Here is a 12913-nt window from a genome sequence, read left to right as displayed (position 1 = left end):
ATCTTCCTGCACCGCGCCCAGGCGCACAGAGCGCTTGGCCAGCCGGCAAGCTCGCCGAAATGCGAATCGCGCGCCGCTGGCTACATCGCGATGACGACAAGATCCCGAACAACGTCAAGGCGCAGGTCGCGGGTGCGCTGGCGTCGAGCCCCTATCTCGCCAAGCTGGTCGCGATGCGCGAAGAGTTGCGCATGCTGTGGACCCGCACCAACGTCTGTGCCGAGCAGCTGGTTACCGATCTGCAAGCGTGGCTTGTGAAGGCCGAGCAAAGCGACATCGGCGCCTTGCAGCAGTTCGGCCTTCGACTGCGCGCGGTCCGAGTCTGAGCGCCTTGACCACCTCTACTTTGCCGGCACTGGCGCCACATGAGATGATTTCAGCAGAGGTACCCGGGGAGTCGGATCCCAGGGGAGCACTCGTTTACTCAACCTCCTGAAGTCGAGGTCCCAAGGAGCAGACAGATGGCAACACTCGCGACGACCAGGCAGTTTCTGAAAGAGCTGTATCGAAAAACCGTGGACGACGACATCCTCAACGGTGCTGCGGTGCTGGGCTTTTACCTGATGCTGGCGATCTTTCCGGCGATGATCTTCGTGCTCGCGGTTATCCCGTACCTGCCGATTGCCAACATTGATCAAGCGATCATGGATCTGTTGCGCCAGGCGCTGCCGACAAGCGCCTCTGACATGTTTGCGGGTGTCGTTCAAGATGTCACACAAGAACAACGTGGTGACCTGCTCTCGTTCGGTCTCCTCGCTGCGTTATGGGCCACCTCCACCGGTATGTACGCCATCATGCAGCAGCTCAACGTCGCCTATGACGTCGACGAGGGGCGCGGCTTTCTGCGGGCTCGGCTCGTGGCGATCGCACTGAGCCTGCTATTCGTGGTGCTGGTGCTGGGCGGCTTCTCGCTCATCGTTCTGGGCGGCCAGATCCAGGCGTGGCTGGGCTCGCATTTCGGCTTAGGCGAAGCGCTGCTGGCATTCTTCATCGTCTTTCGCTGGGTGATCATCTTGGCAGGGCTGCTGCTGGCGTTCTCCCTCATCTACTACCTTGCCCCGAACGTCGAGCAGAAATTCAAATTCATCACGGCAGGCAGCGTCGTCGGAGTCGTGGTCTTTCTAGTCGCATCGCTGGCTTTTGCCTGGTACACCCAAAACTTCGGCAACTACGACGCCACTTACGGCAGCGTCGGCGCGGTCATGGTGCTAATGATGTGGCTCTACATCGCAGGGCTAGCCATCCTGTTTGGCTCGGAGATCAACGCGCTCATTGAACGACACGGCGCCGGCGGCAAGCAGAACGCCGGGAATGCGATCGGCCAACGCAAACGAGACCCCGACGCGCGATGACACACATCGGAGCCTCACGGTGGTGCGGGCTCATTCGGCCATGGGAGCAGCCAACAGGGCAGAGGGATTAGCTTTTTGGTGGAGGTCAGTCGTCGGATGCAGCGGTTCGCTTCCAGCCCTTCGTCCCCCCTGCAGGCAACGCGCCCGGGTTGGCGTTCCGGGCTGAGACCGCCAGGACCTCAGTGTGCGTCAACGCACAGACAACCCTGCGCGGCCCGCCTACGATCCCTTTGCATTCTTCGTGTTCAACTTTAGGCATTCCGTGTCCTGCGCCAGTGCGCTCGGGGACCTCAACCAAAGGAGCTATCAAATAGCTGAAATTCCCGTGAAAAAAAGAGCGCAAGCTCGTGGTGGATGTGGCTGGTCGGTCTGCTGGTGCTGCTGGTCATCATCTGGTTCATCTTGCAGATGTTCGACCGGGACCTTGAGAGGGTGAACACCACCACCCCTGCCGCCGTCACCGGCACCGCGACTACCACCAGCACATCGGCCGACACACCCACCAGTGCAACGGGCGCGGTCCAGCCTGGCGGCACGGCCTCCGGCGATCGGGTCACGGATGTAGGCACCTATGCTTCTATCAGCGACAAGCTTTCCCTGGTCGGTCGTGAAGCGGTGCTTTCCAACGTCCGCGTGGTCCGGGTCGTGGGGCCAAAATCCTTCACACTGGCCTCGGGCAGCGAAGAGTTTCTGGTCATGATCGACCAGGACCTGAACCGGGGGGTCGGAACCCAGAGCCAAATCAATCAGGGCAACACGATCAACCTGAAGGGCAACTTCCAGCGGCTCCAGCAGGATGAGATCAACAACATCTCTAACAACCGGTTCCGTAACCTGACCGAGCAGGAGCGCGAGTGGCTCAGGAAGACCCCGGTCTATTTGCACGCCACCGAATTCGGCAAGGTCAGCTGAATCCACAGATAAAGGATGTACATCATGGCTATCAAAAAACTTTCGGAACTCGACGACTACAAGCTGACCAACAGCGAGCAGGATTGTCGCGGCTGGCGCGTCGTGAACGCGTCAGGCACTCAGATTGGCACGGTGCGCGAAATGCTCGTCGACGAGGAACGCGAGCGTGTGACGGAAGTGGTGCTGGACTCCGGCGTGCATATCCCGGTCAACGAAATCTCCCTGCGCGACGGCAAGGTGGTCGCCGCCAACAGCTACATAGTCGGTGCGAGCGGCACGACTGCAGGCTCGACGGGATGACGCGAGGAACCGGACCAGGAACACGCTCTTGCCGCCGTGCTCTGCAAAGTACGCCCGTCCGCCCGCGCGCGAGCAATTCGGGATGGGCGCTCAGCGGCCATCAGGTGCGCAGCGCTTCGTGCTATCGGTGACGGAGCCAATAGCTGAAGCTGTCGCCGAGAATGGCACCGACTACGGCTGCCCCGGCCATCCCCCATGGATCGAGTGCCTGAAGGCCGATGAGGACGCCGGCCGCGAAGGCGATCGAACTTCCTGGGATGACGGTGCCGATCACAGCAACAGACTCCAGCAACGCCGCAGCGAGCACCACGCCGAGTGCGAGCACGGGGTGATGCGAGGGGAAGTCGATCAGGGCTCCCAACAGCTCACTTCGCCAGCTGTTTTCGAATCGCTTTCAGCTCCTGTCGCCGCGCCGCGGTGACCACCGGGTAACTCAACTTCAAACCTTCCAGCGCGTCGAGCACGATCTGTGACACGATCAGCCGGGCGTTGTCCTTGTCGTCGGCCGGCACGATGAACCAGGGCGAGTCCGTCGTACTGGTCGCGCCCAAGGCATGGCCATAGGCTTGCATGTAGGCGTCCCAGAACTTGCGCTCAGCGATGTCGGCCACGCTGAACTTCCAGTTCTTGTCGGGCTCATCGATTCGCGCCAGCAGGCGCTTGCGCTGTTCCTCCTTCGACAGGTGCAGGAACACCTTGACGATGCGCGTGCCGTTGGCATGCAGGTGCCTTTCCAGGTCGACGATCGATCGGAAGCGGCCGTGCCACACCGACTCGTTGGAAGGAAGATCAGGAATGGATTCGCTTTGCAGGATGCTGCTGTGCACCCGCACGATCAAGACCTCTTCGTAGTACGAACGGTTAAAGATGCCGATGCGCCCGCGCTCGGGCAGGTCGCGAGTGGTGCGCCAGAGGAAGTCATGTTGAAGTTCCCGCGCGCTCGGATGCGCAAAGCTGAACACCTGGCAGCCTTGCGGGTTGACGCCCGACATCACATGGCGAATCGCGCCGTCCTTGCCGGCCGTATCCATGGCCTGAAACACCACCAGCAAGGCGTGCCGGTTCGACGCATAAAGCATGCGTTGCTGATCGCTCAGCTGTTCAACCTGGTCCTCCAGCACTTTGCGATACGCCTTCTTTGACTTGCACAAGGGTTTTACATTCGTGGCCCAAAGGCCGAGGTCGACCTCGTCGCCTTCGCGGAGTCTGAATTCAGTGACGTCGATGTTCATGTGATTTCCTTTTGTTTTGTCGCCTGCGTCGGTGTAGCAAGGCGCTGCAGGAACGACCTCCGTGCACTCACTGTCCAGGCGGTGCAAGCGGCCCGTAGGGTTTAGCGTCGTCGCGGCAGCATTCGACCTTCGTTGAACCAGGTGACGAGCTTCGGCTGCCGACCGAATACAAATGAGACCGCGCATGAGTTGACGGTCTAGGCATGCGCGTGCAGATTGCGCGGTCCGTGCGGGATGCGTCCATTATTGCGCGGGAAGGCCGGGCACCCAGAGCCGTTCCCGGTAGGTCATGCTCAAGGTTTCGCCGCTGCCTTCGGGCTTTGCCTTGATCGTGAAGTCGAGCACCTCGCCATGCACGAAGCCGTAGCTGCCCAGATACGAAATGCGGCTGGAGTCAGCCACCGGGCGCATGTCGATTGCCTTAAGTTGTCCCGCCAGGTTGGTCGCATAAGCCTGCATTTGAGCTCGCACGGTCGTGTCGAGTCCGACTTCGTTTTTCAGCACCACGACGTTCAGCACGGCGCGGCGAGCGTCGCGACCAATGCCGTGTGCTTTGGCAGTCTCCTCGGAAAGGTTTTCCGAATTGGTCGTACTGCTGCGCAAGCTATAGATACCCACCTGCCGGGTGTGCGCCTGCGGCCATGCAGAAAAGCTGGCGATCGGCAGGAGTACCGCCACGGTAAGCCAACGGGATATTCGTGTTGCCGCTCGAAATGGACGGTTCATGACTGGCTCCTATCAATTTGAACGAAACATGCGCTATAGCTGTGGCGCCAAAAGCAGAGTGAAGCCTATTTGATTCTCGCAGCCAGGTCTGTGCGTTGGCGAACGCTGTTTGCGGCGACAAGCGATTAGCTTGAGGCAATTGCCACGCCATGTGTGCGCTGACGCACAGACAGCAGCAGCTTCGTCGCCCAAACTGTTCTTAGGGGGCTTGCTCAGCTAATTTGTTTCACAACGGAGGTTTCCATGAAGTCACTAATCGCGATTGCTACTGGTTCGGTGTCCGCGCTCGCCAGCGGCGTGGCGTCCGCGCAAAACGGCAACATGATGAATGGCGGCGGCATGTGGGGCGGTGGCTGGATGGGCGGATACGGCGGCTACTGGGGACCGCTCTTGCTGGTCGTCGTCGTGGGCCTGGTCGTTTGGGCCGTCCTGCAAAAGCGCAAGTGATCCAGGTGGACTGAGACCCGCATCGGGGTGCCCATCAGCGACGCGCGGAACCATCACCATGCAGCCGACCTTGACCATTTCCTACTTTTCCGATGTGCTCTGCGTATGGGCCTATGCGGCTCAAATCAAGCTCGACGAGTTGCGGCGGCAATTCGGCGGCCAGATCCGTGTCGAATATCACTTTCTGCGCCTGTTCGGCAACGTCGCGGCTCACATAGAAGCCGACTGGGGCGACAAGGGCGGCACCGCAGGCTATTCGCGGCATCTGCAAGAGATGGCAATGCGCTTCGATCACATCGACGTTCATCCCGATATCTGGACCCGGAATATTCCGTCCACGTCGATGAGTTGCCACCTGTTTCTCAAAGCCATCCAGCTGCTGGAGAAGCAGGGTGAAGTCTCGGCGGAGCCCGAAGCGCAGTTCGGCGGCAGGCGCGTCTTCGAAGAGGCGGTGTGGCGTTGTCGTCTCGGTTTTTTCCGGGACCTGCAGGACATCGCAGATCGAAACTTTCAGGAAGCGATGGCCTCGGACATGTCATTGCCCCTTACCCGCATCCGCCAGCACATCGAGAGTGGTGCTGCGCACGCGGCGCTATGCGCGGACTTCGACGCCAAGGACAAGCAGCTTATTGAAGGCAGCCCAACCTTCGTGTTCGATGAAGGCCGCCAGAAGCTCTATGGCAACGTCGGCTACCGGATCATCGCGGCCAGCATCAAGGAGTGGCTGGTCGCCCCCGACGACCGGGCCAACTGGTGTTGATGGACAGCACACCAACCGCAGGCACGGGACACACTCGTACGCCGCACCCGAATTCTGTCTCTTGGAGATGAGCGATGAGCGAACATGAACACACGGCCAAGCACGAACCGGGGGACAAGCCGACCCAAGACGAACTGGAAAAGAAGGCCTACGCCATCTATGTGAAGGAAGGCCGCCCGCAAGGACAGGCAGACCAGAACTGGTCGGACGCCGAAGCCCAATTGCGGCACGCGGGCGCCGATCAAGCCGATCATCCTGAGCACAAGGATGAGCACAAGGGCCATCCGAATCACCATGCCCACATGGCAGCGGACTTTCGCAAGCGGTTCTGGATTTCACTGGCACTGACCCTGCCGATTCTCGCGCTCTCGCCGCTGCTGCAAACGGTGGTGGGGCTACGGGAAGCGGTCCGCTTCCCAGGCGACCTCTACGTGTTGTTCGGCTTTTCCTCAGCGGTTTTCTGGTATGGCGGGTGGCCCTTCCTCAAGGGCCTGTACACCGAGCTCAAGACCCTCAAGCCAGGAATGATGACGCTGGTGGCCGTGGCGATCTCCACCGCCTATCTGTACAGCAGCGCCGTGGTCTTTGGCCTAACAGGCAAGATGTTCTTTTGGGAACTGGCCACCCTCGTGGACATCATGCTGCTGGGGCACTGGATCGAGATGAAGTCGGTGATGGGCGCCTCCAAGGCCCTGGAGGAACTGGCCAAGCTCATGCCCTCGGATGCCCACAAGCTGGTGCCCGACGGAAGCGTAACGGACGTGCCACTGAGCGAGCTGGCGGTCGGCGACAAGGTGCTGGTCAAGCCAGGCGAGAAAGTTCCGGCTGACGGTGCCGTCGTCGAGGGTGAGAGCTCGGTCAATGAGGCGATGCTCACCGGCGAGTCGACGCCGGTCACCAAGACGAGCGGCGCCAAGGTCATCGGCGGCGCCATCAATGGCGAAGGGTCGCTAACTATCGAGGTCAGAGGGACCGGCAAGGACTCGTTCCTGTCGCAGGTGATCGACCTCGTCAAGCAAGCCCAGGAAAGTAAATCGAAGACGCAGAACCTCGCTGACACGGCGGCGATGTGGCTCACTCTCATTGCGCTGGTCAGCGGTGCGGGCACCTTCCTGGTGTGGCTGCTGTTCATGGACCGGGAGCTGGCCTTCGCCATCGAGCGCGCCGTGACCGTGATGGTGATCACCTGTCCGCATGCGCTCGGGCTGGCCGTGCCGCTGGTGGTGGCCGTCTCCACGGCTTTGGCCGCGAGCCATGGACTGTTGATCCGCAATCGCGTGGCATTCGAAGGTGCACGCAAGCTGCAGGCCGTCATCTTCGACAAGACCGGCACGCTGACCGAGGGCCGCTTTGGTGTCACAGACACCTTGCTGCTGGCACAGGACATTGACGAGGCCACGCTGCGCAGCTACGCCGCCGCCGTGGACGCGCACTCCGAACACCCCATCGCCAAGGCGATCACCGCCTCATCGGATGCGCAGCTGGCCGTCGAGAACTTCAAGAGCATCCCCGGCAAAGGTGCCGAGGGCCAGGTCGATGGCCGGGAGGTCAAGGTCGTCAGCCCGGGCTACTTGCGCGAGCAGAACATCGAGCTCAAGGACGAGCGCATCGAACCGCTGCAGGCCCAGGGCAAGACGGTGGTGTTCATCCTGGTCGACGGGCAGTTGAAGGGGGCAATGGCCTTGGCCGATATCGTCCGGCCCGAGGCAAAGCAGGCCATCGAAGCGCTGAAGGCGCTGAACATCCGCTGCATGATGCTCACAGGGGACAACAAGGCGACGGCCAAGTGGGTGTCAGACCAGGTTGGGCTGGACGAATACTTTGCCGAAGTGCTGCCGCAGGACAAGGCCGCTAAGGTGAAGGAGGTCCAGGCGCGCGGCGTGATGGTGGCCATGACCGGCGATGGCGTCAACGACGCACCAGCACTAGCGCAGGCCGATGTCGGCATCGCCATTGGCGCCGGGTCTGACGTGGCGGTGGAAACCGCCGACATCGTTCTGGTGCGCAGCAACCCGTTGGATGTTGTGGCCATCGTCGAGCTGTCGCGCGCCACCTACGCGAAGATGATCCAGAACCTCTTTTGGGCCACGGGCTACAACGTTGTTGCCATCCCGCTCGCTGCGGGCGCGCTGTTCGCGTGGGGCGTGCTGCTCACGCCCGCCGTGGGTGCCGCGCTGATGTCGGTGAGCACCGTGATCGTGGCCGTCAATGCACGGCTGCTGAAACTGAAGAAGTGACGGGGCGGTCATAGGCCGGGTATGACCGCGCCACCGCAACAATTCTGCTCGCGTCGTGGCAACGCTTATCGTGAGATCAATTGCCATGCAACCCATCAGGTATCAAGCTATTAGCATTCCCTGCTTCCTTCATATCCCGGATTGACTACGAATCTCACCTCCGCGATACTCAAAACTCACCCCCGCAGTCCTACGCAAACGAGCATTCAAATTCCTATCCTTCGTCCTCCGGCTTGCGGGTGGCGACTAACGTCCACAAACGAACGGGCCGCATGATCGCTGCACGACCTATCACCGCTATAGCCGACGCTCGGCGTCGTTTTTGCGCTCGCCAGCCTCTGGGTGCTGATCTACTTCATTCACCGCGCTTCGGTGTCGGTGCAGGCCGACATGATCCTGCGCGGCGCACGACAAGGGCTGACGGAGCGGGGGGCAGCATGGCTGAATTCTCGGGCTTGTCGTATGGTCGGGGGCTGCGCCGCCTGGTTTTCCTATTCATGTTTGGCGCGTCGCTACACGCCGTCGCCGCCGTTGGCGACGCCATCCTGCCGAGCGAGCCGGCGCCGGCGACCAGCGTCGAGGCGGCGACAATCGACGTCGAATCGAACGCGAGAAAGGACGCCGACATCGCCAAGCGCCTGCGCGAACTTTATGCGACGCTCGTCGGCCTCGGTGACGTCGAGGTCACGGTCCGCGCCGGCGTCGTTGCTCTCGCTGGTGAGGTCACGTCGAAAGCCGACCACGAGCAGGCGCTGAGCGTCGCGCGGCGCGTTCGCGGCGTCGTCGACGTGCAGGACGGCATCACCGTTTCGCAGGATTTGCGTCGTCGCCTGTTGCCGACCATGGACCGCCTGCTGACGGCGACGAGCGGCTTTGTCGCCTTTCTGCCGTTGCTGGCGGTGGCGGCGGCGGTGTTCGGCATCTTCTGGTGGTTCGCCCGTTTCGTCGCCGGCAACGAAGCGCTGGCGCGGCGTTTCGGACGCAATCCCTTCCTGCGCGATCTCATACGCCAGATCGTCCGCATGGCGATCATCGGCTGCGGGTTGGTGCTGGCGCTCGAGATCGTCGACGCGACGGCGCTGCTCCGTACCGTGCTCGGCGCCGCGGGCGTCGTTGGTTTGGCGGTCGGCTTCGCGCTGCGCGACACGGTCGAAAACTACATCGCCAGCCTGCTGCTCAGTCTGCGCCAGCCCTTCGACCACAACGACCTGGTGATGATCGACAGCCACGAAGGCCGCGTCGTTCGCCTGACGTCGCGGGCGACCATTCTGCTGACGCTCGACGGCAACCACACACGCATTCCCAACGCCTTGGTGTACAAGGCGGTGATCATCAACTACACGCGCAACCCCAAACGCCGTTTCACCTTCGATGTCGGCGTCGATACGGAGCAAAACCTCGTGCAAGCGCAAACGCTCGCCGCGCAAACGCTCGAACGCATGGCCGGCGTGCTCAATGACCCGGCGCCGTCGTGCACGGTCCAAACGCTCGGCGATTCGGATGTGTTGCTGCGGGTTTTTGGCTGGGTCGACCAGTCGCAGGCCGAGTTCCTGAAAGTGCGCAGCGAAGCGATCCGCCTCGTCAAACGCGCCTTCGACGAAGCCGGCATCGTCATGCCCGAGCCGATCTACAACGTGCGCCTGGGGCAGACGATGGCGCCAATGTCGGAGGCGACCACGATCAAACCGTTGCCGCCGAAGCCCACGAAGCCGGTCGCGTCGCCGACCGATGAACCGGCGACCGCACCCGCCAGGATCACCTCGACCGCCAGATCGCCGCCGACCGCCAAGTCGCCGGGGAGGACGATCTGCTCGATTGCGACGCGCCCAAGGAGTGACCTTGTCACACGCCGGTTTGGTCGGCGGTCACGTCGCAGGATAGGTAAAAGGCTTCACTACCAAGGCACCAAGGACACAAAGTTTCACCAAGAAAAACAGGATGTAACTTGGTGCGCTCTTGGCGCAGTTATGGTGATTTTTTCAGGCAAGCCATGCAGGTTGATTGTCCACAGCTGGCGATCAGCGCTTGGCTTTGGACAACGCCTTGTCGGTGGCATCGGCCTGCCAAAGGTTCGTCGTCACGTCGACCTTGCTGGATTTCTGCATTGCCTTGTCGAAATCAATCTGCACTTCGTATGAGCGGTTGCCCTTGACGATTTCGTATTCGAGATAGTCGGCTTCCCGGTCGTTCGTAGCCGTCACCTTGTAGCCCAGATCAGCCAGCTTCTTGGCGTAGTACGCCTTTTCGTGGCCGGTGCCGAGCGCCTTTTCCAGCGTGTCTTTCTCGTCCGTCCATCCCTTCATGTACGTGCGATCACTGTAGTCGGAGGAGGTCACGGGCTTGTACTTGTTGCCACGCAGTGCGGCCTTGGTGGAATCGGCACGCCAGTTGTTCATTGCCACGTCGACTTTCGTCGCCTTTTTGGTGGCCTTGTCGAAATCGATCTGTACTTCGTGGCTGTTCGCACCCTTGACGACCTCGTACTCGACATAGTCGGCTTCGCGGTCGTTCACCGCCGTGATCTGATAACCGAGGTCGGCGAGCTTCTTGCGGTAGAACGCCACATCCATCCCAGGTGTTAGCTGCTCCTGCAGCGCCTTGCGGTCGCTGTCGTACACCTTCATGTTGTTGCGGTCGCTGTAACCGAGCGCCGGCGCCGAGGCATTGGCACTCTTCATGGCCTTGGTCTGTTCGGCTGCGGTTACAGCAGATGCCGGCAGACTTGCCGCAGCCGCGAGGCACAGAACTGCGACGGCGCTGATGGTCTTGTGAATGTTTCTCATCGTGTTACTCCTTGCGTGTGTATAGGGGATGCTCATAGGATTCTCCTGATGTTGATGCCCGCGCGTATGGCGGACAAGTGCGCCTGCGGATGCACGGCGTACTGCACGATAGGCCGGCGGACTGACGCAGTCTGTGCGGTGACGCACGCATCGAACAGCCCCGGCCTAGCCGAGCTCACCTGCGAAACTGCTTGGCAGCAAACTGCTCAGCCGTGGAACGCGCACGGTGCGCTCCGTGGCTCAAGAACTAAACGTCAATTACCACACGGCCAAGAATTGGATAAAAAGAGGATCTCCGGCCTTGCCCGGCGCTTTGCCGGCAAAAGAGAAACGTCCCCAAGACTGAAGCGTGCAGGAGCAACTCGTTGCATTGCATGAAACCCATGGCATGGAGCCAGACGCCCTGAACGCGTGGTGTGGCTCGCATGGATTGTTTGCCCATCACTTGACGACTTGGAACGCGTCTTTTTGTGCTGCGAAACAGACAACAACGGGCACGCGTGAACTGCGTACCCTCAAAGAGGAAAACGAGCAACTCAAGCGCGAATTGGTACGCAAAGAGAAAGCACTGTCAGAGGCCGCAGCATTGATGATTCTGCAAAAAAAGTTCTGTGCGTTGTGGTAGGACGAGGTCAAATGAGCACCCTTATACAGCGCAGCCAAGTCACCGAACTGGTGAGCCAGGCGATCGTTGCAGGTGCACGCCAGGACCGCGCCTGTAGAGCGATTGGTTTGAGCGAGCGCACCTTGCAACGCTGGCAGCGAGAGCCGTCTTGCGGCGACCAACGCCCAACGCGGGTGCAAACGCCCAAGAACCGGCTCAGTGAGCAAGAGCGCCAGCAGGTGCTGGCCGTGGCCAACTCACAAGAGTTCGGACATTTGGCGCCCAGTCAGATCGTTCCCCGACTGGCCGATGGAGGGCAGTACGTGGCCTCTGAATCAACCTTTTACCGTGTGCTCAAGGCCGCGCATCAGCTTGGTCACCGCAGCCCTGAGCGACCCAAGCAAAAGCGCAGCAAGCCCCGTGCGCTATGTGCAACAGCACCCAATCAGCTCTTCAGCTGGGACATCACCTATCCGGAAGTGCGTGTTCAGATTGTCCAGCACCAAGTGGACACGACGTGCCTTGGCGTAGGCGCCAGTCTGCATTTCGCCGATGAACGCGACGAAGTCGGCTTTCGTTCTGCGCTCGGTAACCGAGACAATGCGCTGCCCCGCTTTGGGCTGCACCGCCACAAACAGGTCGTACCGTGGCGGGTGTATTCGTAGTCCTCTTTGGTCGGCGCATGGGGTGTCATCGGTAAAGACTGGCGGCTGTGTCCGATGAATTGCAGACTCTTCTCATCAAGGCAGATCACCGGCTCCTTGTGGCAAAGAGGCTTGGCATAAAGCGCCAACAAGTCGTACATCCAGCTGCGGTACTCATCATTGAGCACTCCAATGCATCACATCAACCGGCGCCAAGGTTTGAGGTCGTTTCTTTTAGCATGCGGCGCACGGTTTCGCGACTGACACCGTTCAGCCCGGGTTCCTTGCGGGCTGCACGTTCAAGTGCGACTATGGTCCAGCGTTGCAGTCCTTCTGGGGGTGCCGAGCAAGCCAGCGCGGTCACCCGTTCCTGGGCATCCGTGTCGTATTGCTCAGGGCGCCCGGGGCGGGCAACATCGAACACCGCCAACTCAATACCACCCTGCAAATACGCCGCCCGGGTGCGCCACAGGGCGGTGCGCCGACGCCATCAACTTCATGGCGCGCTTTGGCCGCGGCCTGATTTGCCTGACCCTCACTCGGGGCTTGTGTGAGCGCCTGCAATTGCCGCCCATGACGGCGCGCAATGGCGACAAAAAAGCCACCGCCTTCACCGTGTCAATTGAAGCCGCTGAAGGCGTGACCACCGGCATTTCGGCCGCCGACCGCGCCCGCACCGTGCAGGCAGCGGTGGCTAAAAATTCCCACCCGCAGGACCTGGTGCAACCCGGCCATATTTTCCCGTTGCAAGCGGTTGAGGGCGGCGTGCTCATGCGCGCTGGCCACACCGAAGCCGGCTGCGACCTGGCCGCCATGGCCGGTTGCACCCCGGCCTCCGTTATTTGCGAGATCATGAAAGACGACGGCACCATGGCGCGCCTGCCCGACCTGCAACTGTTTGCGGCCGAGCATGGCC

Annotated in this window: 14 protein-coding genes and 3 pseudogenes; 11 read left to right on the top strand and 6 right to left on the bottom strand. The window is 61.1% G+C overall.

Going from position 1 to position 12913, the window contains the following annotated elements; translation table 11 throughout:
* The 4 genes and pseudogenes from GZ093_RS18285 to GZ093_RS18270 form a co-directional block, all read left to right on the top strand.
* A pseudogene (locus tag GZ093_RS18285) lies at positions 1–326 on the top strand (acyl-CoA desaturase); the annotation flags it as partial.
* Positions 327–461: 135 nt separating this feature from the next.
* A complete protein-coding gene (locus tag GZ093_RS18280) occupies positions 462–1352 on the top strand; it encodes a YihY/virulence factor BrkB family protein (protein ID WP_296488800.1) in 891 nt (296 codons plus the stop codon).
* Between the two features lie 354 nt (positions 1353–1706).
* Entirely contained in the window at positions 1707–2264 is a 558-nt protein-coding gene (locus tag GZ093_RS18275) for a hypothetical protein (RefSeq protein WP_296488798.1), read from the top strand.
* Between the two features lie 24 nt (positions 2265–2288).
* Entirely contained in the window at positions 2289–2564 is a 276-nt protein-coding gene (locus GZ093_RS18270; protein WP_296488794.1) for a PRC-barrel domain-containing protein, read from the top strand.
* A 121-nt stretch (positions 2565–2685) separates the two neighbouring features.
* Here the strand turns inward: GZ093_RS18270 and GZ093_RS18265 are convergent, their stop codons facing one another.
* The 3 genes from GZ093_RS18265 to GZ093_RS18255 form a co-directional block, all read right to left on the bottom strand.
* A complete protein-coding gene (locus tag GZ093_RS18265; protein WP_296488791.1) occupies positions 2686–2925 on the bottom strand; it encodes a hypothetical protein in 240 nt (79 codons plus the stop codon).
* A 4-nt stretch (positions 2926–2929) separates the two neighbouring features.
* Positions 2930–3796 carry an ADP-polyphosphate phosphotransferase gene (locus GZ093_RS18260; protein ID WP_296488789.1) on the bottom strand — a complete coding sequence of 289 codons (867 nt, stop codon included), beginning with the start codon at positions 3794–3796 and terminating at the stop codon, positions 2930–2932.
* Positions 3797–4039: 243 nt separating this feature from the next.
* The gene (locus GZ093_RS18255; RefSeq protein WP_296488787.1) at positions 4040–4522 is read right to left on the bottom strand and encodes a DUF4426 domain-containing protein; all 483 of its coding nucleotides are present in this window, start codon (positions 4520–4522) and stop codon (positions 4040–4042) included.
* A 243-nt stretch (positions 4523–4765) separates the two neighbouring features.
* Here GZ093_RS18255 and GZ093_RS18250 point away from each other — a divergent pair, with 243 nt between their 5' ends.
* The 4 genes from GZ093_RS18250 (at position 4766) to GZ093_RS18235 (ending at position 10104) form a co-directional block, all read left to right on the top strand.
* Entirely contained in the window at positions 4766–4969 is a 204-nt protein-coding gene (locus GZ093_RS18250) for a hypothetical protein (protein ID WP_296488784.1), read from the top strand.
* A gap of 58 nt (positions 4970–5027) precedes the next feature.
* Positions 5028–5729, top strand: coding sequence for a DsbA family protein (locus tag GZ093_RS18245; RefSeq protein WP_296488782.1), 702 nt, complete (start codon positions 5028–5030; stop codon positions 5727–5729).
* Positions 5730–5803: 74 nt separating this feature from the next.
* Positions 5804–7966, top strand: a complete 2163-nt coding sequence (locus GZ093_RS18240; protein WP_296488780.1) for a copper-translocating P-type ATPase — start codon at positions 5804–5806, stop codon at positions 7964–7966.
* A gap of 437 nt (positions 7967–8403) precedes the next feature.
* Positions 8404–10104 (top strand): mechanosensitive ion channel family protein, encoded by a 1701-nt coding sequence (locus GZ093_RS18235; RefSeq protein WP_296488777.1) that lies wholly within the window; start codon positions 8404–8406, stop codon positions 10102–10104.
* Here the strand turns inward: GZ093_RS18235 and GZ093_RS18230 are convergent.
* Positions 9985–10749 carry a hypothetical protein gene (locus GZ093_RS18230; protein WP_296488775.1) on the bottom strand — a complete coding sequence of 255 codons (765 nt, stop codon included), beginning with the start codon at positions 10747–10749 and terminating at the stop codon, positions 9985–9987. The two genes, GZ093_RS18235 and GZ093_RS18230, sit on opposite strands and share 120 nt — an antisense overlap.
* A gap of 349 nt (positions 10750–11098) precedes the next feature.
* Between GZ093_RS18230 and GZ093_RS18225 the strand changes: the two genes are divergently transcribed.
* Both GZ093_RS18225 and GZ093_RS20885 read left to right on the top strand, forming a co-directional pair.
* Positions 11099–11374 (top strand): hypothetical protein, encoded by a 276-nt coding sequence (locus tag GZ093_RS18225; protein ID WP_296488772.1) that lies wholly within the window; start codon positions 11099–11101, stop codon positions 11372–11374.
* A gap of 11 nt (positions 11375–11385) precedes the next feature.
* Positions 11386–11697 (top strand): annotated as a pseudogene (locus GZ093_RS20885) (IS3 family transposase); the annotation flags it as partial.
* 81 nt (positions 11698–11778) lie between these two features.
* Here GZ093_RS20885 and GZ093_RS20880 read toward each other — a convergent pair.
* Positions 11779–11979: a hypothetical protein gene (locus GZ093_RS20880; RefSeq protein ID WP_363261076.1), complete on the bottom strand. Its 201-nt coding sequence runs from the start codon at positions 11977–11979 to the stop codon at positions 11779–11781.
* A 220-nt stretch (positions 11980–12199) separates the two neighbouring features.
* Positions 12200–12421, bottom strand: a complete 222-nt coding sequence (locus GZ093_RS18215) for a helix-turn-helix domain-containing protein (RefSeq protein ID WP_296488767.1) — start codon at positions 12419–12421, stop codon at positions 12200–12202.
* A gap of 59 nt (positions 12422–12480) precedes the next feature.
* On the opposite strand from GZ093_RS18215, the pseudogene GZ093_RS18210 reads away from it, so the two are divergent.
* Positions 12481–12913: pseudogene (locus tag GZ093_RS18210) on the top strand (3,4-dihydroxy-2-butanone-4-phosphate synthase); the annotation flags it as partial.

The sequence above is a fragment of the Rhodoferax sp. genome (assembly GCF_010365055.1).
Classification (GTDB): Bacteria; Pseudomonadota; Gammaproteobacteria; order Burkholderiales; family Burkholderiaceae_C; genus Rhodoferax.
This window is presented reverse-complemented; position numbering and strand designations above follow the sequence as displayed.